Origin of the sequence: Streptomyces sp. G5(2025) (genome assembly GCF_049542075.1) — a bacterium.
Taxonomy (GTDB): domain Bacteria; phylum Actinomycetota; class Actinomycetes; order Streptomycetales; family Streptomycetaceae; genus Streptomyces.
Genome location: NZ_JBMUZT010000006.1, coordinates 1,066,279 through 1,091,506, shown reverse-complemented (window position 1 = coordinate 1,091,506; position 25,228 = coordinate 1,066,279). Strand labels below are relative to the sequence as shown.

Below are 25,228 nucleotides of genomic sequence, written 5' to 3'. Positions count from 1 at the left end.
CTGGGAATCATGGGCACTCACCTGGGGGCTCTCGCCATCGGCGCAGTTCACCGGGCTATTGACAGGGAGCCGTCGTGGGCCGGTAGGTTCGGCCGGGTCCACCACAGGACGTCCGAGAGGCGAACCTCCACGCAGTCGTCGAACGCCGCTGGGTCATGGGTGGTGTGCCGCACCGGCGCACCACCACTGGGAGCCAGGTCCAGCGCCCGCGACGCGGAGGCGAGGGAACGTATGAGCCGATCGGCAGGTGTGACCCGGGTGGGGCCCGGACGCTCAGTAGACAACGGCTTTCGGTCGATCCGCAGCCAGCGGGTCCCAGGCCGGCCCGAAGGGCGCCGGGCCCCGATCCGCAGTGCCGGCCGCCACTACCTCCGTGCCGCGGCTGCGGCGCAGGCCGCGGCCACTATGGTTGTCCTCTGCGTACGAACGAAGGGGCAGTAGTGAACGACGGCGGTCGGGTCTTCGAAGCGGAAGACCAGGGGAGGCGGTTCGGCTCGCTCGGCACGGCCTTGGTGATCATTCCGACCTACAACGAGGCGGAGAACATCACGTCCATCGTCGGCCGGGTGCGGGACTCCGTCCCGGACGCGCACGTCCTGGTCGCCGACGACAACAGCCCCGACGGCACCGGCAAGATCGCCGACGAGCTCGCGGCCGAGGACGAGCAGGTGCACGTGCTGCACCGCAAGGGCAAGGAAGGGCTCGGCGCCGCCTACCTCGCGGGTTTCCGCTGGGGACTCGACCACGACTACGGCGTGCTGATCGAGATGGACGCCGACGGCTCCCACCAGCCCGAGGAGCTGCCCCGTCTGCTGACCGCGCTCAAGGGCGCCGACCTCGTGCTCGGCTCGCGCTGGGTGCCCGGCGGCCGGGTCGTGAACTGGCCCAAGCACCGTGAGTTCATCTCCCGCGGCGGCAGCACCTACTCGCGGCTGCTGCTCGACGTGCCCATCCGGGACGTGACGGGCGGTTACCGCGCCTTCCGCCGCGAGACCCTCGAAGGCCTCGGTCTCAGCGAGGTCGAGTCGCAGGGCTACTGCTTCCAGGTCGACCTGGCGCGCCGCGCGATCAAGGCGGGCTACCACGTCGTCGAGGTGCCCATCACCTTCGTCGAGCGCGAACTGGGCGACAGCAAGATGAGTCAGAACATCGTCGTCGAGGCGCTGTGGCGGGTCACCGCCTGGGGCGTGGGCGAGCGGGTGGGCCGGGTCATCGGCCGCAAGCCCACCGAGCGTCCGCAGGATCCCGCCTCTTGATCATCCCCCTTGTCCCGGCCTGAGACGGACCCAGGCACACTGGGAGCATGACGACTGGCGCACCGCCTCCCATCAGACCTGCCCGCCCCCGGCGCTCCGGGCCGCTGAAGTTCCTGCCGCTCGGCATCGCCGCGTGGCTCGTCCTCGAAATCTGGCTGCTCACCGTCGTGGCGGGCGCAACGAGCGGGCTCGTGGTCCTCCTGCTCCTGGTGGGCGGCCTCGTGCTCGGCTCCGCGGTGATCAAGCGCGCGGGCCGCAGGGCCTTCCGCAAGCTCAGCGAGGCGGTGCAACAGCAGCAGGGCGGCATCCCGCCCGAGCCCACTGCCGACGGGGGCGGTGGCGGGGCCCTGACGATGCTGGGCGGCCTCCTGATCATCCTGCCGGGGCTGATCTCGGACGCCCTGGGGCTGATCCTGCTGGTGCCACCGGTCCAGAAGGCCCTGGGGAGGTACACCGAGCGGGCCATCGACCGCAAGATGCGCAAGCTCGGCGAGACGACGCCCGGCGGCCTCGGCGACGCCTTCCAGCGGGCGCGCATGCACCGCCCCGACGGCAAGGTCGTCCAGGGCGAGGTCATCAGGGACGAGCCCCCGGCGCGCGACCCGCGCCCGGACGACCCGCAGTTGCCGCACTGACGGTGCCCCGGCCCTGCCGCCGGTAGACGCACACGAGGGCCGGGGCCACTGCTGAGCAGTGGCCCCGGCCCTCGTACTTGTGCTGCTGTGCGGTTGTGTGCCGAGTCCGTCGTCAGGCGGACTTGCGGCTGTCCCGCGGATGCACCGCGATGTTCATGGCGCCGGACCGAAGGACCGCCAGGCGCTCCTCCAGGACCTCTTCGAGTTCCTCTCGAGTACGGCGCTCCATGAGCATGTCCCAGTGCGTACGCGCCGGCTTGCCCTTCTTCTCCTCAGGTCCGTCGCCGTCTACCAGGAGTGCCTGGGCCCCGCAGACCTTGCACTCCCACTCCGGCGGGATCTCCGCCTCGACCGAGAACGGCATCTCGAAACGATGTCCGTTCTGGCATGCGTACTCCACGGCCTGGCGCGGGGCCAGGTCGATGCCGCGGTCGGTCTCGTAGCTTGTCACCACGAGGCGCGTGCCGCGAAGAGCTCGCTCACTCATGAATCGTGCCTCCCGGGCTTGTCGCCCACAGGACAGGTGTCGCTGTCGTCGTCATCCGGTCAACGTCCGGTCGGCGGTAAAGATTCCCGTTCAGGGTCATGCGTCGCCGTCGTATGCCGCCCCTTGTTGTACCCACCAGCGCCCGGTTTGTCACATCTGGCAGCAGATGTCACCCAGCGTTTCTGAAACTCCAGATCGCAGTAACGGTCCGCCTGGCAGGCCAAACGCGTACACTACCGCCCTTTGCCCTCAGTTGCTAAATCTTCTCGGGTACGGGGTTCCCCGCGTCGCGCACCGCACGCCTCACCGGCACCCTCGCGAGCAACACGAATCCGAGCGCGAAGAAGGCCACGAGGGAGACGATCGCGTCCCGGTAGCTCCCGGTGAGCTGATAGGTGAGGCCGAAGATCAGCGGCCCCAGCCAGGCCATGCCGCGGTCGCTGATCTCGTACGCGGAGAAGTACTCCGCCTCTTTGCCGCGCGGCACCAGGTGCGAGAAGAGGGAGCGGGACAGGGCCTGCGTGCCGCCGAGGACCAGGCCGATCCCCGCCGCCAGGACGAAGAACCACCCGGGCACCTCTGAGGGCAGGAAGTAGCCCGCCCCGATCGTCACCGTCCAGGCGACGAGGGAGCCGAGGATGACGCGCTTGGCGCCGTGGGTCCGGGCGAGCCTGCCCATGGTGAGCGCCCCGGCGACCGCGAGCAGCTGCACCAGCAGGACCGCCACGATCAGGGTGGACTGGCCGAGCCCGAGCTCCTCGGAGCCGTAGACGGACGCCTGGGAGATCACCGTCTGCACGCCGTCGTTGTAGACGAGGTACGCCAGCAGGAAGGCGAGCGTGTGGGGGTGGCGCCGCATGTCGCGCACCGTCGCCGCCAACTGCCGCAGGCCGCCGCGCGGGGCCCCCGCCGACGGCGCCGTCCCCCGGTCGCGCAGCCGCTTCAGCGGTACGAGGGTGAAGGCGCCCCACCACACGCCGGCCGACGCCAGGCAGATGCGGACCGCGGTCGACTCGGAGACACCGAAGGTGTCATGGGCGAGGAACAGCACCAGGTTCGCCACCAGGACCAGGGCGCCCGAGGCGTAACCGAAGGCCCAGCCGCGCGAGGAGACCGCGTCGCGCTCCTCAGGAGGGGCGATCTGGGGCAGGTAGGAGTTGTAGAGCACCATCGACACGGCGAGCGAGGCGTTGGCGACGATCAGCAGGAGACCGCCGAGGAGATAGCGGTCGCCGTCCAGGAAGAACATCCCCGCCGTCGTGGCCGCCCCCAGATACGCGGCCGCGGCCAGCAGCGGCTTCTTGCGGCCCGTGCGGTCGGCCGCGGCCGCCGCCGGCGGCATCACGAAGACGGACACGAGCACGGAGGCCGACACCGTGTACGCGAAGAAGGAGCCCGCACGCACCGGGATGCCCAGCGGGTGCACGAACCCTTCGGGATCGGCGGCCGCCTTGGCGATCTCCGTGAGGTAGGGCCCCAGGAAGACGGTCAGGACGCTCGTCGAGTAGACCGAGCACGCCCAGTCGTAGAAGTACCAGCCCCGCTGTTCGCGCCGCCGTTCGGCGGCGTCGGCCGCCGCCGCTGCCTTCTCGGTGTCGGTGCCCACCCGTGTCCTCGCTGTTCCCCGTGATGCGAAGCCGCCCTCGGGCGCTCGGACCAGTCAGGACGGTCGGACCAGCCGGGACCGGTCAGACCCAGCTCCCCCGGCCCTCCAGCACCTCGCGCAGCGTCTCGATGTGATCGGAAACTATGCCATCCACGCCCAGGTCCAGCAGGGCCGCCATCCGCTCGGCGTCGTTGACGGTCCACACGTGGACCTGGAGCCCGCGCGCGTGGGCGGCCCGCACGAAGCGGTGGTCGACCACCCGGATCCCGCCGTGTGTCTCGGGCACCTGCGCGCAGACCGCCGAGCGACGGACCACCGCCGGCACGCCGTACGACCGCAGGCGCAGCGCCGCCACGCCCCGCGTACCGAACGACGTGGCGAGACGGGGGCCCGCGAGGCGCTGTGCGCGGGCCACGCGCGCCTCGGAGAACGAACCGACGCAGACGCGGTCCCAGGCCCCGGCGCGACGGATCAGGTCGAGCAGCGGCGCGAGCGCGGGGTCGGCCTTCACATCCACGTTCCAGCGCACGTCGGGGAAGGTCTCCAGGAGCTCTTCGAAGAGGGGCACCGGTTCCGTGCCCGCCACGCGCGCGTGGCGCACCTGGCTCCACGGGAGGTCGATGATGCGGCCCGCCGCGTCCGTCACGCGGTCGAGCGTCGCGTCGTGGAAGGCGACGAGACGACCGTCGGCCGTGGCGTGCACATCCGTCTCGATGTAGCGGTAGCCGAGGCCGACGGCGCGCCGGAAGGCGGCGGCGGTGTTCTCCAGGCCGTCCGCGGCGCCCCCGCGGTGGGCCAGGGCGAGGGGGCCCGGGTGATCGAGGTAGGGATGGCGTACGCGCGTGGTCGCCGCTGCAGTATCGCCTCCGCCGAAGCGCCGGACGCGGCGACGCTTCCCGCGCCGGGTGCCGGCAGGGCGAAGCGGCGCAGGAAGAACTGGGCTAGCGGGCCGATCGACAGCGCGTAGAGGACCGTGCCGACGCCGACCGTGCCGCCCAGGACGAAGCCCGTGACGACGACCGTCGCCTCGATGGAGGTCCTGATGAGCCGGATCGAGCGGCCGGTGCGGCGGTGCAGACCCGTCATCAGGCCGTCCCGCGGGCCGGGGCCGAAGGCCGCCGTGATGTACAGCCCGGTCGCCACGCCGTTGAGCAGGACCCCGGCCACGAGCAGCGGCACCCGCAGGGCGAGCGCGTGGGTGTCCGGCAGCAGCGCGAGGGTGGCGTCCATCGCCACGCCGCAGACGACGACGTTCGACACCGTGCCGAGGCCGGGGCGCTGGCGCAGCGGGATCCACAGCAGCAGGACCGCCGCGCCCACGACGATCGACACGGCCCCGATGGACAGCCCGGTCAGCTCGGACAGGCCCTGGTTCAGGACGTTCCACGGTTCGGGCCCGAGCCCCGCCGCGACCATCAGCGCGGAACTTGCCCCGTACAGCGCAAGTCCCGCGTACAGCCGGACGAGCCGTCTCGTGAGACGCGGGCTCAGCTGTGGCCTCAGAAGTGGCTCAGTGACGGACAAGGAAGGCTCCCCCGTAGTGCTGTGGCTTGACGCATGACACCCTGTGGCTTGGAAGCAGACCGCAACCATGGCCAATCCGGGGAAGGTGGACTGGGAATCATGGCTCAGTGGACGTCAGCGATGGGCTCGACCCAGCTGGCCCGGCTCCTCGCCTCCCAACAGGCGCGCCCCACCGGCACCGGCGCCCGCCGCCCGCCCGCCTACCGCGCGCTCGCCGACGGCATCCGGCTGCTGGTCCTCGAAGGCCGCGTCCCCGTCGCCGCGCGCCTGCCCGCCGAACGCGAACTGGCGGTGGCGCTCGCCGTCAGCCGCACCACCGTGGCCGCCGCCTACGAGGCGCTGCGCACCGAAGGCTTCCTGGAGTCCCGCAGGGAGCCGGCAGCTGGACCGCCGTCCCCGCTGGAAACCCCCTCCCCGCGCGCGGGCTCGAACCGCTGCCTCCGGAGGCGCTCGGTTCGATGATCGACCTGGGCTGCGCGGCGCTGCCCGCGCCCGAGCCGTGGCTGACCCGCTCGGTGCAGGGCGCCCTTGAGGCGCTCCCGCCGTACGCCCACACGCACGGCGACTACCCCGCGGGCCTGCCCGCTCTGCGCGAGATGCTCGCCGAGCGCTACACCGCGCGCGGGATCCCGACGATGCCCGAACAGATCATGGTCACCACGGGCGCGATGGGCGCCATCGACGCGATCTGTCATCTCTTCGCGGGGCGCGGCGAACGCATCGCGGTGGAGTCCCCCTCGTACGCCAACATCCTCCAGCTCATGCGCGAGGCGGGCGCCCGGCTCGTCCCCGTCGCCATGGCGGAGGGTCTCGCGGGCTGGGACATGGACCGCTGGCGGCAGGTCCTGCGCGACGCGGCGCCCCGGCTCGCGTACGTCGTCGCCGACTTCCACAACCCCACGGGCGCGCTCGCGGACGAGGACCAGCGCAGGCAGCTCGTCGAGGCGGCCCGCTCGGCGGGCACGGTCCTCGTCGTCGACGAGACGATGAGCGAGCTCGGCCTCGAACCGGACCTCGCCATGCCGCGCCCCGTCTGCGGCTTCGACCCGGCCGGCTCCACCGTCATCACCGTCGGCTCGGCGAGCAAGGCCTTCTGGGCCGGCATGCGCATCGGCTGGGTGCGGGCCGCCCCGGACGTGATCCGCAGCCTCGTCGCGGCGCGCGCGTACGCGGATCTGGGCACCCCCGTCCTCGAACAGCTGGCCGTGAACTGGCTCCTGAACACCGGCGGCTGGGAAGCCGCCGTGGACATGCGCAGGGAGCAGGCGCGGGAGAACCGTGACGCGCTGGTCGCCGCCGTGCGCCGCGAGCTGCCCGGCTGGGAGTTCGAGGTGCCGCGCGGTGGCCTGACGCTGTGGGTGCGCACCGGCGGCCTGTCCGGGTCGCGGCTCGCCGAGGTGGGCGAGCGCGTGGGGGTGCGGGTGCCGTCGGGGCCGCGCTTCGGTGTCGACGGGGCCTTCGAGGGGTATGTGCGGCTGCCGTTCACCGTGGGCGGGGCGGTGGCCGAGGAGGCGGCGGTGCGCCTGGCCGCCGCCGCACGCCTCGTGGGGAGCGGCGTCGGTGCGGGGGCGGAGGTCGCGCACCCGTTCGTGGCCTGAGCTTTGCCGCCCCGGGCTAGCTCTCCGCCGGGACCGGCTCCGCGCCGGCGATCGCTTCGGGCAGCTCTTCCGGGGCCTCGTCGGCGGACACGGCGTCCGCCGGAGTGCTCCGCTCGGGCAGCAGTTCCATGACCGCGTGGCGGTGCGCCTCGCTGGTCGCGTCGTCGTACGGGTCGGGCGTCGCGGGCACCTGGAGGCGGAGCACCGGGCCCGCGCCGAGCCGCGCGTAACCCCGGCCGGGCGGGACCTCGGCGGTGGGCGTCGTGGTGGGGCGCGTCCCGAGGACCTCCTCCAGCTGGTCGGGCAGGGCGGGCCCGAGCACCACACGCGCGCGCGTGTGGTGGCGTACGGAGTCGCTCAGGGCGTCCAGGCAGTCCAGCTGGTCCGCGACGACCACCGTCACGTTCGCCGCCCTGCCGTGCCGCAGCGGGACGTGGAGCAGCGACTGGGGGTCGTCGCGTCCGTCGGCGGCGGCGAGGTGACCGAGGACGCTCGGCCGGTCGAGGAGGATCCACAGGGGGCGCCTGGTGTCCTCCGGGTGCGGGTGGCCTCCCTGCCGGGCGCGGTTGGCGGCGATGAGCCTGCGCTCGGTCTCGTGCGCCGCCCATTCGAGGCTCGCGAGGACCCCCGCGAGCCCGCACTCGATGGCCAGGACCCCTTCGCGGCCCGTCAGACAGGCGTAGTCGCCGGTGCCGCTGCCCTCGACGATGAGGACGTCGCCGTACCGCAGCGCCTGGAGGGCGATGGAGCGCAGCAGTGTCGTCGTGCCGCTGCCCGGCTGGCCCGCGACCAGCAGGTGGGGCTCGGTGGAGCGGATGCCGGTGCGCCACACGACGGGGGGCACGTCCCGGTGCTCCCCGCCGTCGGCCACCGGCAGGGTGCGCTGGACGCCGGTCGCGTCGGTGAAACCGAGGACGGTCTCCCCGGGGGCGGTGACGAAGCGCTGGGCCGCGATGTCGGTGGGGAGCGGGGGCAGCACGGCGACGGTCAGTTCGTTGTCCTCCTCGTCCCACGCGAAGTGGTACTCGCGTCCGCGTCCCGACTTCGCGTGCAGCAACTGTTCGATCCGCGCGCGGGCCTCCGCCTCGCCGTCCGTGAAGTACGCGGGGTAGCGCACCACGAGCCGGGAGATCCGTCCGGTGTCGTCGAAGTCGTAGGAGGGGAACGCCTTGTCCCATTCGCCGCCGTGGGTGAAGAGCGGGGCGGGGTCCTCGGGCACCGAGAAGTACGGGACGAGCGCTTCGTAGAGGCACCGCAGTCGCTGCGCCCGCGTCTCCTCGGGCCGGCCGACGCGGGAGCGGTGCGATCGCGGCCCTTCCACGCGGCGGCCCCCATCAGGGCGATGAGGGCGCCCCCCGGGCCGTAGGGGACGAGGGCCACGACCAGCAGCACGGAGGCCACGAAGAACAGCAGCGGCCCGCGCTTGTCCTTGGGTGTGTCGACCCACTTGCGCCGCCCGGCGGCAGCCAGCCGGCGCAGTCCACGAGCGATCGTGATCAGCGGGTGGAGAACGTCGGTGGCGCTGTCGGCGGCCGACCGCGCCAGCTCCCGGCCTCGCGCGATGGCCGCGGTGCCGTTGCTCAGGATGCGGGGAAGTGGGCGCCTGGCCACGTCAGTCTCCTGGAGGTGCGTACGAGAGTGCCTACGAAAGGCGGGGGCGTCAGAACTTGATCCCGCCCAGCAGGCTCGCCAGGCTCGCGCCGCCGGCCTTGATGCTCGGGGCGATGGCGGTGCCCGCGAGATAGAAGCCGAAGAGTGCGCAGACCAGGGCGTGGGAGGCCTTGAGTCCGTCCTTGCGGAAGAAGAGGAAGACGATGATGCCGAGCAGCACGACGCCGGAGATGGACAGAATCATGAGGGTTCTCCTGGTTGGTGGGGACAGTCACCATGAGTTCTTCCAGGCTCACAGGATGTATCCATACGACAAAAGGTGCAAATGAGTGAAATAACCGGAATTTCCCTCTCATGGCAGAGCTGTCCCCGGCGTCGACGCGCAGCTCCGAGGGCTTGTGGGCCCGCCCTGAGCTTTGCCTCGGCCGGGCCGCGTCATGTGCCTCCAGGGGCAGTACCCTGTCGATTCACTCGTACGGCTGCACCGGCAGCGCATCCCAGAAAGGCGGACGCCCCCATGAGCGAAGCCCCCGACCCCGAGGTCGTGGAGCTGGCGACCAAGATCTTCGATCTGGCCCGGCAGGGTGACGCCGCGGCGCTCGCGGCGTACGTCGACGCGGGCGTCCCCGCCGACCTCACCAACGACAGCGGCGACTCGCTCGTGATGCTCGCGGCCTACCACGGCCACGCCGACGCCGTCCGCGCCCTCCTGGAGCGCGGCGCGGACGCCAACCGCGCCAACGACCGCGGGCAGACGCCGCTCGCCGGTGCCGTCTTCAAGGGCGAGGACGCGGTCGTCCGGGCCCTCCTGGACGGCGGGGCCGACCCGGCCGCCGGGATGCCGTCGGCGGTGGACACCGCACGGATGTTCCAGAAGACGGAGCTGTTGAAGCTGTTCGGGGCCGCCTGAGCGGGTAGCGGACCAACAGCGACGGGGGCGATGGAAATGTGGTCGCGGCGGGCATGACCGCCGGGTCATCATGACGACGTGATTTACGGACGCGACGGCGGGGCAGATCTTGCCGCACCGCGCGGACCGTGAGCGGCCCGCCCCCGGACCTCCGTCCGGGATCCCCCAAGGGCCACGGACGAGAGGCAGAGGAAGATGGTCTTCGACAAGCAAAAGACGGCGGGCGGCCCGACGTGTTGGCGCACGGCCAGGTAATGCGTGATTCCCGGTTGCGTCGACGCTTGATGTGAGGCTGTTTCCCATGTTCGATCCGGTCATAGCGCCCAGCGGTACGCTGCTCGGCCTGCTCCAGCGGGGCCGCGGCGACGGCACGCTGCACGCACTCACGGCACCTCGGTCCGAGGCGCTCGCCGCCCTCGACCACTGCGTGCTCAACGATCCACGCCACGACTGGCAGGTGGAGAACCGCTCGCTGTACTACGCCCGCCTCTACCTCGACCTGCACGGCGGGCTCGGCGCGATCGAGCGGCACCTCTTCGATGCCGAGGACGTCCTGAACACGGACGACTCACGCACCGGGCTCGCCCTCGCCGTCCTCGGGCACCTCGCCTCGTACGGCAGGCACGACGCCCTGCAACTCCTGCGGCGGTACGCGGCCTTCGGCACCAACTGGGCGTGGGCCCTGGACGAGCTGGCCCTGCGCGACGACGACGCGGGCCTGCGCGCTCTCGCGGCCCCCGTGCTCGCCAGATTCCCCGCCGACGCCGAGGGCGAGGCCGAACTTGCCGCCACCGTCCGCGACGCCTACGAACCACGGCCCTGGCGGCTGTGGGAGGAGGACCCCCGCGCCGATATCGGCGCCCGCGTCCGAGCCGCCCGGGAACAGGGCTCCTTCGACCGCTGGCAGCGCCAGATGCGACCCGCCGGACCCCGCCCCGGCTGGAGCGTCCAGGCGGTCTTCGACTGGGCCCAGGAGGGCCTTGAGCGCGGCGCCGTGCTGCACGTGCCCGCCGCCCGCTGTCTGAGCGCCGTCGCCGGCCCGAGGACAGGGCCGAGATCGTCGAAGCCGCCCGGAGCGGCTCCGACGGGGCGCGCGGCACCGCGCTGCGTTACCTGGCGGACTCCCGTGACCCCGCCGTCCTCGACCTCATCGAGTACGCCGTGGAGGGCCACTCCCCGGTTGTGGTGGACGCCGCGACCGAGGCCTTCGAACGGATGGGCGACTCCGCCGCCGTCGAGCGCGCCCGGCGTTGGGCCTACCGCCCCGACGCCCTGGGCGCCGCCGCCGGACGAGTCCTCGCCTGCCGGGGCGACGCGCAGGACAGCAAGCCGGTCCTCGCCGCGCTCCGCGAGGCGGTCCGCGGCGAGGGACCTGACGCGCCGACGCTGTGGACCCTCGTCGACGGCGCCGGACGCCTCGGCATCGCCTGCGCCGCCCCCGTGCTGCGGCACGTCTACCGCGAGACCGCCTCCTCCCACCTGCGCGGCCGCACCGCCCGAGCACTCGCCGCCACCGACCCCACCTTCGCCGCGGGCTTCGCCGTCGAATGCCTCTGGGACTGCGAGGAATCCACCCGTGGGGTCGCCGCCCGGCACGCCGAGACCGGTGACGCCCGCGTGGTCAACCGCTTGCGCAGGCTCGCCGCGGACCCCGCCGAGGAGGACGAGGTGCAGACGGCGGTACGGAGCAGGATCGGGCCCGACGCGGACGCTCCCGCGGTGTAGGCGTGACGCCCGCGCGGGCCGCCGGTGACGGCGGCGCGATGGGCGACGACGCTCAAGGGCGGCGCCCGGTGCCGATGAACCGTACCGGCGTGCCCGGCCGTGCCTGGGCCGCCGCGGCGAGGTCGGCCTCCCGGACGACCGCGATGACCGGATAGCCGCCGGTCGTCGGGTGGTCGGCGAGGAAGACGACCGGCCTGCCGTCCGGCGGCACCTGCACCGCCCCCAACACCATGCCCTCGCTCGGCAGTTCGCCCTGGACGGCGCGTTCCAATGACGGACCCTCGGTGCGCAGACCGATGCGGTTGCTCGCCGAGGACACGCGGTACGCGCGCGTGGTGAGCGTGTGCAGAGCCGCCGGTGTGAACCAGTCGGCGCGCGGCCCGAACGTCACCCGCAGCACCAGCTCCCGGGGCGGGGCCGACTGCGGGACGATGTCCACGCGCGCGTGCGTGCCGCTCGCGCTGCCCAGCGGCAGCACCGCGCCGTCCGCGAGCGGGGGCGGACCGAGCCCGGAGAGCAGGTCCGCGGAACGGCTGCCGAGCACCGCCTCCACGGCCACCCCGCCGTCGAACGCTACGTATGTACGTACTCCGGAGAGCGCCGCCCCGACGTCCAGGAGCGCCCCGGCGGGCACCCGTACCGGCGCTCCCCAGGGGGCCGGGCGGCCGTCCACGGTCACGGGGCAGGGCGCGCCGCCGATCGCCACCGTGACGGGGCGGCGGGGGCGTACGGCGCAGCCGGTGAGGGTGGTCTCCAGGACGGCGGCGTGGGGCGGGTTGCCCACCAGGCGGTTGACCAGGCGGACCGTGGACGGGTCCAGGGCCCCGGAACGCGGTACCCCCAGATGCGCGTGCCCGGGGCGCCCGAGGTCCTGGACGGTGGTCAGGGCACCGGCTCGTACGACGGCGAAGGCGCGGTCGGTCATCGCGCCCCCTTCGGCGAAGTGTCCGCCACCAAGGTGTCCACCACGAAGCGGACGCGGACGCCGGGGGAGAGCAGCGCGGCGGGCACGCGCGCGTGGTCCCACAGCACGGCGTCCGTCGAGCCGATCAGCTGCCAGCCGCCGGGCGAGGCGCGCGGATACACGCCCGTGTACGCGCCGGCCAGGGCGACGCTGCCGGCGGGGACGGAGGTGCGGGGCGTGTCCCGGCGCGGGACCTCGTAGCGCTCGGGCAGCCCCGTCAGGTACCCGAAGCCGGGCGCGAACCCGCAGAACGCGACGCGGAACTGCGCCGCCGAGTGGATCCGCGCCACCTCGGGCACGGCCACACCCCAGTGCGCGGCGACGTCCGCGAGGTCCGGACCGTCGTACCGGACCGGGATCTCCAGGACTTTGTCCGTGCGCGCGGGCAGGGGTGGGATCCGCCAGCCGGGCAGTTCGGCGCCGACGTGGGCGGGGTCGTCGAGGCCGTCCAGGAGCACCGTGCGGGCCGCGGGGACGATCTCCCGGACCCGCAGGGACCCCGACGCGCGGCGGCGCAGCAGCTCGGCGTGGAGGGCCTGGGCCTCGGCGCCGTCGGCCACTTCGACGAGCAGGGCCTTCTCGCCCACCGGCAGCACCTTCACGCGAAGGCCGCCACGCGCACACCGGCTGTCTCCAGGCGGGCCCGGACCCGGCGGGCCAGCTCCACCGCCCCCGGAGTGTCGCCGTGCAGGCACAGCGACCGGGCGCGGACCGGGATCTCGCGGCCGGTGCGGGAGGCGACCGTCCCGGACTGTGCCATTCCCAGGGACCGTTCGACGACGGCGTCCACCTCCGTGATGACGGCGCCCTCGCTGCCCCTCGGCACCAGCGTGCCCTCTTCGGTGTAGGCGCGGTCCGCGAATGCCTCGGTGACGGCCGGGAGCCCGGCCTTCGCCGCCGACTCCAGGAAGCGGGATCCGGGCAGCCCGAGGACGGGCAGCGAGGCGCCGGCGAGCAGTACTCCCTCGACGACGGCGTCGGCCTGGGCCTCGTCGTGGACGACGCGGTTGTAGAGCGCGCCGTGCGGCTTGACGTACGACACGCGCGTGCCCGCCGCGCGGGCGAAGACCTCCAAGGCGCCGATCTGGTAGGCCACTTCGGCCGCCAGCTCGTCGGACGGCACGTCCATCGCGCGCCGCCCGAAGCCCGCCAGGTCGCGGTAGGAGACCTGCGCGCCGATCCGTACCCCGCGCGCGGCGGCCAGGTCGCACACCGTGCGCATGGTGGCCGGGTCCCCGGCGTGGAAGCCGCAGGCCACGTTGGCGCTGGTGACGACGGACAGCAACTCCTCGTCGTCGGTCAGGTGCCAGCGGCCGAAGCCCTCGCCGAGGTCGGCGTTCAGATCGATGGAGGCGGTGCTCATCTGCGGAGGTCTCCTGAGGTTGTTCGGCGGTCAGGCCACGCGGTACTGCTCGTCCCGGGCGTCGGTGATGAACATCCGGCCCGGGGCGTGCGTGATCGCGAAGGGTGGCCGCGATGCCATCACGGCGGCCTGCGGTGTCACCCCGCACGCCCAGAACACCGGGATGTCGTCCGGCTCGGCGGCCACCGGGTCCCCGAAGTCGGGCCGGCCCAGGTCGTCGATGCCGAGCCCGCCCGGTTCGCCGCAGTGCACGGGACTGCCGTGCACCGCCGGCATCAGGGTGCTCTCCCTGATGGCGTCGGCGAGACGGTCGGGCGGGACGGGCCGCATCGACACGACCATGGGGCCGTGCAGACGCCCCGCGGGGCGGCAGGGGCGCGCGGTGACGTACATCGGGACGTTGCGGCCCTGCTCGATGTGGCGCAGCGGGACCCCGGCGTCGGCGAGCGCCCACTCGAAGGTGAAGCTGCACCCGATGAGGAACGACACCAGGTCATCCCGCCACCGGTCGACGACGTCCGTGGGTTCGTCGACGAGCTCGCCGTGCTCCCACACGCGGTAGCGCGGCAGATCCGTGCGGAGATCGGCGTCCGGGGCGAGCGGCGTGGCCCAGGAGCCCGCGTCCGTGACGTCGAGCACCGGACAGGGCTTCGGATTGCGCTGGCAGAACAGCAGCATCTCGTACGCCCAGTCGACGGGGACGGAGATGAGGTTGGCCTGGGTGCAGCCCGCCGCCCAGCCGGCGGTCGGACCCGTCTCGCCCGAACGGAACGCCGCACGGGCCTGCTCGGCGGTGCGCATCGCGGTGTCGCCCACGCGCGCGTGTCCGATCACAGCGGTTTCCTTTCCTCGCGTCACAGCAGTTCCCTCCCTCGCGTCTCGGGAAGGCCGAGCAACGCGATGACGGCGAGTGCGTACCCCAACGCTCCGAAGATCAGCGCACCGCCGACGCCCCAGCTGTCGGCGAGGAAGCCGACCATGGTGGGGAACACGGCGCCCACCGCCCGTCCCGTGTTGTACGTGAAGCCCTGCCCCGTGCCGCGCACGGCGGCCGGATACAGCTCGCTCAGGAAGGAACCGAAGCCGCTGAAGATCGCCGACATACAGAAGCCGAGCGGGAAACCGAGCACAAGGAGAAGGCCGTTGGCCCCGTCGGGGATGTTCGTGTAGGCGAGGATGCTGGCCGCGGAGAGAAACGCGAAGAGCGTGATGTTCCGTTTGCGGCCGAGCCTGTCGGTGAGGTAGCCGCCCGTCAGATAGCCGATGAAGGCGCCGGAGATCAGGAAGGCCAGATAGCCGCCGGTGCCGACGACGGTGAGGCCGCGCTCGGTCTTCAGATACGTGGGCACCCACGTGGCCAGCGTGTAGTAGCCGCCCTGCACTCCGGTGGACAGGAGCACCGCGAAGCACGTGACGCGCAGCAGCCCCGGTTTGAAGATGGCCGTGAACGACCCCTTCTCGGCGCTCTTTTGCCGCTCGGCGGCCGCCTCCGGGGCGTCGTGCACATTGCGGCGTACGTAGATCACCAGCAGGGCGGGCAGCGCTCCGGTCCAGAACATCACGCGCCAGGCGATGTCGTCGTCCAGGAACTGGAACACCAGGGTGTAGACGATCGCGGCGAGACCCCAGCCGACGGCCCAGGAGCTCTGGATCGCGCCGAGCGTACGGCCGCGGTTCTTGGCAGTGGCGTACTCGGCGACGAGGATCGCGCCGACCGCCCACTCGCCGCCGAAACCGAGGCCCTGGAGAGCGCGGAAGAGCAGCAACGTCTCGTAGTTGGGCGCGAAACCGCAGGCGACGGTGAAGACCGCGTACGTGATGACCGTGATCATCAGCGCCTTCACGCGGCCGATGCGGTCGGCGACCACGCCCGCGACGGCGCCGCCGACGGCGGAGACGACGAGGGTGACGGTGGTGAAGAGCCCGGTCTGGCCGCTGTCGAGGCCGAAGTACGCGGCGAGCGCCACCATGCTCAGCGGCAGCGTGAAGTAGTCGTAGGAGTCGAGGGCGTAGCCCCCGAAGGCCCCGGCGAAGGCGCGGCGGCCGCGCGGGCCGAGCGCCCGCAGCCAGCCGAACGCGCCGCTGTCGCCGACGAGTTCGTTCTGGAGGGCGGGCATGTCGGCGCGTGGGCCGGGGCCTGCCTCGGCCGGTGCGGCCTTGGGCGGTGGTGTCGTGCTCATGGGCACCTCGCAGGAGAGGGACGGGAGGGTGCGGGAGCGAGAGCGGGAGGTGGGACGGTGAGCGGTGGAACCGTGCCCGACAACGTAGAGGATCGTTGAACGATCCTTCAATACCCATGTTGTCTCGTTCTTGTATGTGCGATTGAATCCGGGCATGGCTGAGGGCCCGGCGGAGGGGATGGCTGACGTGAGCGGACTGGCCGACGACCGTGCGCTCCTCGGGCGCACCAGCACGGCCGAGCGGGTCTCGGACATCCTCAGGAGCCGCATCGCCGCGGGCTTCTTCCCGCCCGGGACCCGGCTCTCCGAGGACAGCATCGGTGGCGCGCTCGGCGTCTCGCGCAACACGCTCCGGGAGGCGTTCCGGCTGCTCACGCACGAACGACTGCTGGAGCATCAGCTCAACCGCGGCGTCTTCGTCCGCCGGCTGACCGATGAGGACGTGGAGGACATCTACCGCACCCGGTCCCTCGTCGAATGCGCCGTCGTCCGCGGGCTCGGCGAGCCGCCCTACGCCGTGGACGGGCTCGCCGACGCCGTCTCGGACGGGCGGCGGGCCGCCCGCGCAGGTGACTGGAAAGGCGTGTCCACCGCCAACATCCACTTCCACCGGGAGCTCGTCGCCCTCGCCGGCAGTGCCCGCACCGGCGAACTGATGCGCAGCGTCTTCGCCGAACTGCGCCTGGCCTTCCACGTGGTGGACGAACCCCGGCGGCTCCATGAGCCCTACCTGGCACGCAACCGGCAGATCCTGACGGCACTCCAGGAAGGCCGTCGTGACGACGCCGAGAGGCTCCTCGCCGAGTACCTCGACGACTCGCGCCGACGGGTCGTCGACGCCTATCGGCGCAGCGGCGCGAAGGACGAGCGGGACGACCGCTGAACCCTGTCAGATCTGCGCCGTTTCGACCGTTGTCAGACCGAGGACCTAGTCTGTGCACCGTGACTTCGCCTGCCGTTACGGACACCGCTCCGCCCCAGCTCAGCGCGGGGCCGCGGCCCGCTCTGGGCCCGGCCGCCGACGAGGGCCTGGCGCGCCGCCTGCGCGCCCTGGCCTGCACGGCCCCGCTGCACGACCTCGACGTGCGCAAGGCCAACCTCGCGGGCGAGTACACGGTCTACGCGATGGCCGAGGTGGCCCTGTCCGCGATCGACCTCGTCACGCTCAACATGGACTTCGACACCGGCGCCGACCACGAGCAGATCGTCGCCAGGCTGCTCCCGCGCGTCGCGGCGCAGGCCCCGCAGCGCCCCGCCGCCGAGCACGAGCGCGTCGCCCGCTGGGTCCTGGAGAACCTGATCAACGTCGGCAGCGTCGACCGCGGCTTCCGCGCGGTCTACGGCACCTTCGCCCCTGATGGGACATATGTCCGCAGGGACTACGACTTCAAGCTCCTCGAAGAAGTCCCCGGGTACGGCGGCAGTGTCTACCTGCGCACGACCGACGAAGCGGTCAACGTCCTGGTGGGCGCCCTCGACACCGACGTCACCAGCGCCCAGATCGCCGCCGAGGTCAAGCTGGAGGTCCTGATCAGCCGCGGCAGGCTCGCCGACGCGCAGCTCGCCGCCGAACAGGCCCGCTACCGCACCGTGCAGTACTCGGAAACGCTCCGCAAGGCCCTCGACGCCACCCGGCGCAACGTCCGCGCGGTGGACTGGCTCCAGACCGTCCCCGACATGATCGCGGAGGCGCTCGACCACGTCGCCGACCGCTACCGCCACGAGAACGCGATCCTGACCAACATCCGCAAGGCCCGCGACGAGTCCGAGGACCCTGAGCACAAGCGCCGCGCCGCCGAGCTGGTCGACATCGTCAAGGACTGCATCCGCCGCCACACCCAGCTCCAGTCCCGCCTCCTCGAAGCGGGCCCGCTGTTCCGCGCCGAGCAGGACCGGCAGGCGTTCGCGACCCCCACCGCCCGCGCGGGCCTCGACCTGTACGGTCAGCTCCTCGCGCCGCTCCTGCCGCTTCCCGCGGAGCAGGCCACGCGCGTGACGGACGCCTTCTTCGCGCGCGGGACCGGCCTGCGTACGCCCGTCTCGGTCCGGGTCGGCGACCTCGTCGACATACTGCTGACGCCGCCGATGGAGCGGGAGCACCTCGGCGCGGAGATGCCCGAGCCGGACCTGATCGCCACCCCCGACGACAGCCGCTTCAGCGAGGAGCAGCTCGCGAGCGCCATGGAGCTGCTCGACCTGCCCGCCGACGCGCCGCGCCGCCTCTCCGGCCTGCTCGCGGAAGCCCGGCTCCGCGACAGCGAACTGCCCTACCTGGTCGCTCTGCTGGCCGTCCACGCGGCCAGCCCGCCGGTCGGCACCGCCTACCGCCAGGGCGAGGAGAAGCTGCTCTTCGCCGTGGACGACGGCACTGAACTCGAAGACGAGGAGTTCGGCGGCGCCGACCTCATCGTCGGCACCGCCCTCCTGGACGCCGCCGGCATGGCGGCCGACCGGACGGAGGCCGCCTGATGCCGACGGGACAGCACACCCCGACCCTGGCGCGCACCCGACAGCACCCCGCGACGCCGGGCACCTCCCAAGACGTAAGACCGATCCACCGCCGCAAGGAGCACACGCCGTGACCGACCACCCCGCAGAGCACGCCGCGTGGGGCGAGCCGGAGTCCGCCACGGCGCCAGCCGCTCCCGCGCCCCTCACCCCGGGCGACGCCGCCGATGCTGCGCGGCTCGTCGCCTTCGGACTCCAGCCCAAGCTCCAGCCCTCCCGCGACCAGGAGTACGCCGAACTGCTGCGCCGCTACCGCGAGGACCCGCCCTTCGCGCGGCTCGCCGACGCCGTCGCCGCCGGACTCGGGCTGGTCGTCCTGGAGGTGTCCCCGCGCGCGGGGATGGCCGTGACCGCCGCCGAGGACTCCGTCTTCGCCGTCCGCATGGGCGACTACGCCCGGCGCGCCGCGACCGACTCCACCGACCGCTTCCTGCACGGCCTCGCGCACCTCGCCGTCGCCGCCATGGCCTACCCGCGCCCCGAAGACCTCGCCGACGACGGCTACATCGGCCGCGTCACGGTCAACGGCGTCGACGCCTTCGTGCGCCAGGCCTGCCGCCGCCTGGAGGAGCGCGCCGAGGAGCAGGGCGAGAACACCGACCCCGCCACCGACACCCCGGGCCTGGAGGCCGCCTGGCGGATCTGGGCGCGGCGCAGCTCGACCGGCGCCACCAAGGACGCCCGCCGCCTCGCCGGTTCGACCACCGGCATCGTCGGCAAGGCCGTGGCCTTCCTCACCGACTCCGGGTTCCTCCAGCGCACGGGCGACGACTCCGGAGGGACGTACCGCACCACGGCCCGCTACCAGCTACAGGTCCGCGACATGGCGGGCAGCGCGGCCATGGCCGAACTCCTCGACCTCGGCATCGTCCCTGTCACGGACGGCTCGGCGACGCTGCTGCCCCCCGAAGACACCGACGACCTGGAGCTGGCCGCCGACGCGGGGCTGCCCTTCCACTCCTGACGCCGCAGGCCCCCCTCCCCACCTGCCCGCCGTTCCCCACGACTTACGACGAGAGTCCGCCGCCATGTACGAGCTGTCCCGGATCCGCCTCTACTCCATCGGTCCGGCCGGTGCGCGCTACGCCGACACCGTGCTCGACCTGCGCGGTGTGGGCGCCGAGGTGCCCGACCCCGCGCCCACCCAGGCGGAGTTCTTCGAGGACGAGCCGGTCGGCCCGCCGCGCCGCCCCGCCCCCGCCGGCGTGCTCTTCCTGGAGAACGGCGGCGGCAAGTCCGTCCTGCTCAAGCTGATCTTCTCGGTGATGCTGCCGGGCCACCGGAACACGCTGGGCGGCGCCAGCTCCGGCGTGCTGCGCAAGTTCCTGCTCGCCGACGACTGCGGGCACGTCGCCCTGGAGTGGCAGCACACCCTGACCGGCGAGTGCGTCGTCGTCGGCAAGGTCAGCGAGTGGCGGGGGCGCCAGGTCTCGAACGACCCGCGGAAGTTCGCCGAGGCCTGGTACTCCTTCCGGCCCGGGCCAGGCCTGAGCCTGGACTCGCTGCCCGTCGCCGAGTCCACCGCGGTGCGGCCCTCCGCGGAGGGCGCCTCGGGCGCACAGGGGCGGCGGCGCACCATGAAGGGCTTCCGTGACGCGCTGACCGAAGCGGGCAAGGCGTACCCCCACCTCGAAGTGTATTGGGAAGAGATCCACGACCGCTGGAACGAACACCTCGGCGACCTGGGCCTTGACCCCGAACTCTTCCGCTACCAGCGGGAGATGAACGCCGACGAGGGCGAGGCCGCGGGCCTCTTCGCGGTCAAGAAGGACTCCGACTTCACCGACCTGCTGCTGCGCGCCGTCACCGACACCCGCGACACGGACGGCCTCGCCGACCTCGTCCACGGCTTCGGCAACAAACTGGGCCGACGGGCCGAGCTGATGGCCGAGCGGGACTTCACCGCGGGCTCCGTCGACCTGCTCGGACGCATCGTGGAGGCCGCCGAGGCGCGGGCACGCGCGCGTGACGTGCACGCGGCCGCCGAGCGCCGTACGCGCACCCTGGCCCGCCGCCTGTCCGCACGCGCCGTCCAGGAGCGGGGCCGCGCCGCGACACTCGCCGAGCAGGTCACCGCCGCCGCCCACACCGTCACCGAGGCCGAGCGCGCCCGCGGCAGGAGCGCGCTGATCTCCGCCGAACTGGCCTACCGCCACGCCTCCTTGGCGCTCACCGTCGCCGAGAAGGCCGCCGCCGCCCAGCGCCGCGAGCTCGCCGACGCGCGCACGCTGCACGCCGCCTGGCAGGCCGCCGAGGCCGTCCTGCGCCACCGCGCGGCCGCCGACCGCTCCGCGCGCGTGGCCGCCGCGATCCGCGAGGCCGAGCGGGACGCCGCCCCCGCGCTCGCCGCCCGCGCGAAGGCCGCGTCCGACCTCGTCCGCGCCCTGCACACCGCCGCCGAAGGCGCCGAGAACGTCGCGAACGAAGAGGAGGAGCGCTCCGCCGCCCTCCAGGAGACCGGCGAAGCCGCGCACCGCGACGCCACCGCCGCCGCCACCGAGGCCCAGCGGGCCCGCAGCGAGGCGGGGCACCTGCGCCAGCGCCTCACCGAGGTCGAGCAGGAGACCGCCGAGGCCGTCCGCGCGGGCTGGCTCGACGACACCGCCCCCGACGCCGACCCGGCCCGCGCCGCCCTCGCCGCGAGCGACGCGGAGAAGACCACCGTCGCCGCGTGGGACACCGCGCGTGAGGCCGCCCGCCGGGCCGCCGACCACGCCAAGGAGGCGGCCGCCGCCGAGGCCCGCGCCGAGCTGACCGCCGCCCGCGCCTCGGACGCCGCGACCGCCGCCGAGTCCGCCCACGCCGCGGAGCGCCACGCCGCCGAGTCGATCGCGGGGGACGAGCGGCTCGCCGAGCTGCTGAGCCTGCCCACCGGCAGGAGCGTCGTACCGCAGCCGCGCAGCGCCGAGAACGGCGACTCCTCCACGGCGGGCGGTGCCCTCTCCGTAGCGGAACTGGACCGCTCCGCCGACGACCTGCGCGCCCTCCTCGACGACAGCGTCGCCGCCGCCGAACGCCAGCTCTTCGACCTGCGCACCGCCGCCGCCGACGACTCCCGCATCCTCGGCGCCCTCGGTGACGGCGGGCTGCTCCCGCCCGGCCCCGACGTCCTCGCCACCGTCGAGTTCCTCGGCGAGCACGGCATCCCCGCGCTGCCCGGCTGGCGCTATCTCGCCCAGGCCGTCGACCCCGCCGACCACGCGCGCGTGCTCGCCGCCCGGCCCGAGCTGGTCGACGGCGTGGTCATCACCGACCCGGACACCCACGCGCGCGCCCGCGACGCCCTCGCGGATGCCGCCCTGCTGCCCCGCTCGGCCGTCGCCGTGGGCACCGCCGCCGCCCTCCTCGCCCCCACGCCGGGCGAGCAGGCCACGGACAGCGGCGTCTTTCTCGTGCCGCCCAACCCGGCCATGCACGACGAACACGCCGCCGACGAGGAGCGCCAGGCGCTGCGCGCGCGGGCCGCCCAGCGGGACGAGGAGATCCGCGTCCTCGCCGCCCGCCTCACCAAGGACCGCGAGCTGGCCGCGCGCCTGACGTCCTGGCGCACCGGCTGCCCGAGCGGCCGCCTCGCCGAACTGGCCACCGCCGCCCAGGAAGCACGCGCCTTCGCCGAGGAGGCCGAGGCGGAGCTCGCCGAGGCCCGCACCGCCCGCGCCGAGGCCGACGAGGCCGCGAGCGAGGCGGCACGCGTGCGGGACGAGCGCCAGGAAGCCGCCCAGCGCGCCCGGAGGGCCGCCGACGCCCTCGCGGGCCTCGCCTTCCGGCTCCGCGAGCGGCTGGCTGGCAGGCCAAGCTGCGCGAACTGGCCAACGACGCCGTCGAGGCCGAGGCCCGCGCCCAGACCTGCCTGGACCGCGCCCGCGCCGCCGACGAGGACCGCCGCGCCGCCCAGCGCGCCGCCGACGACGCCCGCCGCACCGCCCGCGCGCTGCGCGCCGAGCGCGCCGAGATCGCGGGCGCCCCCGAGGACATCCCCGAGGACACCGACGCCCCGAAGACGTCGCTGCCCGCCCTCCGCGAGGCCTACCGCGCGGCCTCGCAGCTCTACGAAAAGGTGGGCGTCGGCGCCGACCTGCGCGCCGAACAGGCCCGCGCCGAGAGCGACGAGAGCGCCGCCCTCGCCGAGCTGGACCGGCTCAGCAACAAGGTCCGCACCCGCGCCGCCCTGCTCCTCGAAGGCACCGACGGCTCCGACGGCCCCTCCCGGCAGGCCGCCGCCGCGCGCGCGGAGGCGCAGGTCCAGCTCATCGAGGCCCGCGCCGCCACCGCCAGCGAGCAGCTCGGCCGACTACGCGGCGAAGCCGAACGGCACGCCCCCGAGGACGGCGAGGCCCACACCGAGCTGCCTGAAGAGCTCGTCCCCGCCGACGCCGAGCAGGCCCAGACCCTGCTGCGCACCGCCACCGGCGAACTGGCTGCGCACACCGAGGCCCTGAGCCGCGCCAAGGAGGCACACGCCGCGCTGCTCCAGACCCACCGCGCCACGGAGGACGCGGCCGGCGGCTTCGATGAGACGGCCGCCCTCCTGCGTGACCTCCTGCGCGAGCACCAGGAAGACCCCGAAGAGGAGCCCGAGCCCTATCCCGGCACCCTCGAAGAGGCCCGCCAGACCGCAGCCGAGACCCGCCGGTCGCTGCGCGGCTGCGCCGCCGACCTGTCCGCGGCCGAGGCCGCCGTCCGCGAGGCCAGCGACATACTGGTACGCCACGCCAACTCGACCCGCTACGAACAGGTGCGTACCCCCGCCCGCCAGCAGATCCGCGAGCTGCCCGCCTCCGCGCTGCCCGAGCACGCGAAGAAGTGGGCCGACGCCTTCGCGCCCCGACTGCGGGTCCTCACCGACGAGTTGGAGCAGCTGGAGCGCAACCGCGACAGCATCGTCGACCGCCTGCGCGGCCTCGTCGAGTCGGCCCTCGCGACGCTCAGGTCCGCCCAGCGCCTGTCCCGCCTGCCCGAAGGGCTGGGGGAGTGGTCGGGCCAGGAGTTCCTGCGGGTCCGCTTCGAGGAGCCCGACCAGGCCACCCTGGTGGAGCGCCTCGGCGAGGTCATCGACGAGGCCACGCGCGCGGCGGTGAAGAAGAACTCCGACATGCGGCGCGACGGGATGACCCTGCTGCTGCGCGGTGTCCAGGCCGCCCTGGAGCCGCGCGGCGTCGCCGTCGAGATTCTCAAGCCGGACGCCGTGCTGCGCGCCGAGCGCGTCCCGGTCGGACAGATGGGCGACGTGTTCTCCGGAGGCCAGCTGCTCACCGCCGCCATCGCCCTGTACTGCACGATGGCCGCCCTGCGCAGCAACGACCGGGGCCGCGACAAGCACCGGCACGCGGGCACGCTCTTCCTGGACAACCCCATCGGCCGTGCCAACGCGACGTACCTCCTTGAGCTCCAGCGGGCCGTCTCCGACGCGCTCGGCGTGCAGCTGCTCTACACGACCGGACTGTTCGACACGACGGCGCTCGCGGAATTCCCGCTGGTCATCCGGTTGCGCAACGACGCAGACCTGCGGGCGGGCCTGAAGTACATCAGCGTCGAGGAGCACCTGCGCCCGGGCCTGCCGCAGCGTGACCCCGAGGACCCGGACGGCGAGACGGTGCACGGCCAGATCACGGCGACCCGGATGTACAAGCGCCCGGCGGCCACCCCGGAGCGTGTTACTACGTAGCGAGCGTTTTGGTGAGCCACTCGTGGAAGAGCCCGATGTGGTGTTCGGTCGGTACCAGCACCCCTCCCGCGCGGTAGGCGCGGGACGCCATCGCGGGCTGGGTGCGCTCGCACGCCGCGAAGTCCTGGGCGTTGACCCGGTGGAAGAGTTCCACGGACTTCGACAGGTCGGCGCCGGACGCGACGACATCGGGTGCGTACAGCCAGTCGCACTCGACGACCGTGCGGTCCTCGGCCATCGGGAACATCCGGTGCAGGATCACATGGTCGGGGACGAGGTTGACGAACACGGTCGGCTTCACGGTGACCGCGTAGTAGCGGCGGTCCTGGTGGTCCGCCACCTCGGGGAGACGGCCGAAGCCCGGGCTGCCGTCGACCGTGAAGCCGCCGACGTCCTCACCGAACGCGGCGCCGTGCCCTACGTAGTACTGCGCGGCGTAACCGTCCGCGAACTCCGGCAGTACGTCCGTCAGTTCGGGGTGGATCGTCGCGCAGTGGTAGCACTCCATGAAGTTCTCGACGATCAGCTTCCAGTTGGCGCGTACGTCATACGTGACGCGCTTGCCGAGGGCGAGCCGCTCGGTGCCGTACCGCTCGATCGACGCCGCGTCGCCCAGGCGTTCGACCGCGGCGCTGATGACGGTCTCCTCGAAGGAGGGCGGTTCGTCGGCCAGACAGACCCAGGCGTAGCCGAGCCACTCCCGCAGGGCGACCTTCGCCAGGCCGTACGCGGAGCGGTCCACGTCCGGCATCCTCACCAGGTTGGGCGCGGCGATGAGCTTGCCGTCGAGGTCGTACGTCCAGGCGTGGTACGGACACTGGAGGGCGCGGCGGACCTGCCCGGACTCCTGAGTGCACAGGCGGGCGCCGCGGTGCCGGCAGACGTTGAGGAAGGCGCGCAGCTCCCCGGTCCGGGAACGGGTGACCAGCACGCTCTCCCGGCCGACCTGGACGGTCCGGAAGGCGCCCGGCGCGTCGAGGTCGGCGGCGCGCACCGCGCAGAACCAGAGGGCCTCGAAGACGCGTTCCTGCTCCTGCCGGAAGACCTCCGGGTCGGTGTAGTAGCGGCCGGGAAGCGTCGCGATGAGGCTCGGCGCGGGGCGTTGCGGGCTCGTCGTCACGGTGGCGTACTCCTCAGGCGGGCGGGGCTGTTGCCTCCGAAGCGGCTGACGGCTGACGGCTAGGGGCTAGCGGTTA

At 73.2% G+C, this 25,228-nt stretch carries 16 protein-coding genes and 5 pseudogenes; 9 read left to right on the top strand and 12 right to left on the bottom strand.

The genetic code is table 11. From position 1 onward, the window contains the following. Positions 1-440: 440 nt before the first annotated feature. Both ACOBQB_RS15735 and fxsA read left to right on the top strand, forming a co-directional pair. Positions 441-1,256: a polyprenol monophosphomannose synthase gene (locus ACOBQB_RS15735; RefSeq protein ID WP_423592367.1), complete on the top strand. Its 816-nt coding sequence runs from the start codon at positions 441-443 to the stop codon at positions 1,254-1,256. A gap of 47 nt (positions 1,257-1,303) precedes the next feature. After that, complete coding sequence (gene fxsA / locus ACOBQB_RS15730; RefSeq protein ID WP_423592366.1) at positions 1,304-1,891, top strand: FxsA family membrane protein; 588 nt, start codon at positions 1,304-1,306, stop codon at positions 1,889-1,891. Positions 1,892-2,003: 112 nt separating this feature from the next. Here the strand turns inward: fxsA and ACOBQB_RS15725 are convergent, their stop codons facing one another. From ACOBQB_RS15725 to ACOBQB_RS15710, 4 genes and pseudogenes are all read right to left on the bottom strand, one after another. After that, complete coding sequence (locus tag ACOBQB_RS15725) at positions 2,004-2,378, bottom strand: RNA polymerase-binding protein RbpA (protein WP_030360404.1); 375 nt, start codon at positions 2,376-2,378, stop codon at positions 2,004-2,006. Positions 2,379-2,634: 256 nt separating this feature from the next. Next, positions 2,635-3,984, bottom strand: a complete 1,350-nt coding sequence (locus tag ACOBQB_RS15720) for an MFS transporter (RefSeq protein WP_423592364.1) — start codon at positions 3,982-3,984, stop codon at positions 2,635-2,637. Positions 3,985-4,066: 82 nt separating this feature from the next. Further along, entirely contained in the window at positions 4,067-4,783 is a 717-nt protein-coding gene (locus tag ACOBQB_RS15715; RefSeq protein WP_423598506.1) for a glycerophosphodiester phosphodiesterase, read from the bottom strand. A 53-nt stretch (positions 4,784-4,836) separates the two neighbouring features. Then, a pseudogene (locus ACOBQB_RS15710) lies at positions 4,837-5,577 on the bottom strand (YczE/YyaS/YitT family protein); the annotation flags it as partial. Between the two features lie 30 nt (positions 5,578-5,607). On the opposite strand from ACOBQB_RS15710, the pseudogene ACOBQB_RS15705 reads away from it, so the two are divergent. After that, positions 5,608-7,106: pseudogene (locus ACOBQB_RS15705) on the top strand (PLP-dependent aminotransferase family protein). A gap of 16 nt (positions 7,107-7,122) precedes the next feature. Here the strand turns inward: ACOBQB_RS15705 and ACOBQB_RS15700 are convergent. Both ACOBQB_RS15700 and ACOBQB_RS15695 read right to left on the bottom strand, forming a co-directional pair. Further along, a pseudogene (locus tag ACOBQB_RS15700) lies at positions 7,123-8,717 on the bottom strand (hypothetical protein). 49 nt (positions 8,718-8,766) lie between these two features. Further along, complete coding sequence (locus tag ACOBQB_RS15695) at positions 8,767-8,961, bottom strand: hypothetical protein (protein ID WP_018534760.1); 195 nt, start codon at positions 8,959-8,961, stop codon at positions 8,767-8,769. Between the two features lie 273 nt (positions 8,962-9,234). Here ACOBQB_RS15695 and ACOBQB_RS15690 point away from each other — a divergent pair, with 273 nt between their 5' ends. Together ACOBQB_RS15690 and ACOBQB_RS15685 are read left to right on the top strand one after the other, a co-directional pair. After that, a complete protein-coding gene (locus tag ACOBQB_RS15690) occupies positions 9,235-9,627 on the top strand; it encodes an ankyrin repeat domain-containing protein (protein ID WP_423592362.1) in 393 nt (130 codons plus the stop codon). 301 nt (positions 9,628-9,928) lie between these two features. Further along, positions 9,929-11,352 (top strand): annotated as a pseudogene (locus ACOBQB_RS15685) (HEAT repeat domain-containing protein). 52 nt (positions 11,353-11,404) lie between these two features. On the opposite strand, the gene ACOBQB_RS15680 reads toward ACOBQB_RS15685, so the two are convergent. Genes ACOBQB_RS15680 through ACOBQB_RS15660 form a run of 5 tightly spaced genes read right to left on the bottom strand, consistent with a single transcriptional unit; the run spans position 11,405 to position 15,859 of the window. Next, positions 11,405-12,277, bottom strand: a complete 873-nt coding sequence (locus ACOBQB_RS15680; RefSeq protein WP_423592360.1) for a biotin-dependent carboxyltransferase family protein — start codon at positions 12,275-12,277, stop codon at positions 11,405-11,407. Beyond that, the gene (locus ACOBQB_RS15675; protein WP_423592359.1) at positions 12,274-12,918 is read right to left on the bottom strand and encodes a 5-oxoprolinase subunit B family protein; all 645 of its coding nucleotides are present in this window, start codon (positions 12,916-12,918) and stop codon (positions 12,274-12,276) included. Before ACOBQB_RS15675 ends, ACOBQB_RS15680 begins: the two co-directional genes overlap by 4 nt. After that, a complete protein-coding gene (locus tag ACOBQB_RS15670) occupies positions 12,915-13,679 on the bottom strand; it encodes a LamB/YcsF family protein (RefSeq protein ID WP_423592357.1) in 765 nt (254 codons plus the stop codon). Before ACOBQB_RS15670 ends, ACOBQB_RS15675 begins: the two co-directional genes overlap by 4 nt. 30 nt (positions 13,680-13,709) lie before the next feature. Continuing rightward, on the bottom strand, positions 13,710-14,480 hold the full coding sequence (locus tag ACOBQB_RS15665; protein ID WP_423598504.1) for a putative hydro-lyase: 771 nt from the start codon (positions 14,478-14,480) through the stop codon (positions 13,710-13,712). Between the two features lie 53 nt (positions 14,481-14,533). Then, positions 14,534-15,859, bottom strand: coding sequence for an MFS transporter (locus tag ACOBQB_RS15660; RefSeq protein ID WP_423592356.1), 1,326 nt, complete (start codon positions 15,857-15,859; stop codon positions 14,534-14,536). 154 nt (positions 15,860-16,013) lie between these two features. On the opposite strand from ACOBQB_RS15660, the gene ACOBQB_RS15655 reads away from it, so the two are divergent. The 4 genes and pseudogenes from ACOBQB_RS15655 to ACOBQB_RS15640 all read left to right on the top strand — a co-directional run bounded on the left by ACOBQB_RS15655 (position 16,014) and on the right by ACOBQB_RS15640 (position 24,032). Beyond that, positions 16,014-16,742, top strand: a complete 729-nt coding sequence (locus tag ACOBQB_RS15655; RefSeq protein ID WP_423592354.1) for a GntR family transcriptional regulator — start codon at positions 16,014-16,016, stop codon at positions 16,740-16,742. 59 nt (positions 16,743-16,801) lie between these two features. Next, the gene (locus ACOBQB_RS15650) at positions 16,802-18,328 is read left to right on the top strand and encodes a hypothetical protein (protein ID WP_423592352.1); all 1,527 of its coding nucleotides are present in this window, start codon (positions 16,802-16,804) and stop codon (positions 18,326-18,328) included. 109 nt (positions 18,329-18,437) lie between these two features. After that, complete coding sequence (locus ACOBQB_RS15645) at positions 18,438-19,331, top strand: hypothetical protein (protein ID WP_423592351.1); 894 nt, start codon at positions 18,438-18,440, stop codon at positions 19,329-19,331. Between the two features lie 64 nt (positions 19,332-19,395). Beyond that, positions 19,396-24,032: pseudogene (locus ACOBQB_RS15640) on the top strand (hypothetical protein). On the opposite strand, the gene ACOBQB_RS15635 reads toward ACOBQB_RS15640, so the two are convergent. Next, the gene (locus tag ACOBQB_RS15635; RefSeq protein WP_423592350.1) at positions 24,025-25,152 is read right to left on the bottom strand and encodes an aromatic ring-hydroxylating oxygenase subunit alpha; all 1,128 of its coding nucleotides are present in this window, start codon (positions 25,150-25,152) and stop codon (positions 24,025-24,027) included. The pseudogene ACOBQB_RS15640 and the gene ACOBQB_RS15635 sit on opposite strands and share 8 nt — an antisense overlap. Positions 25,153-25,228: the final 76 nt, after the last annotated feature.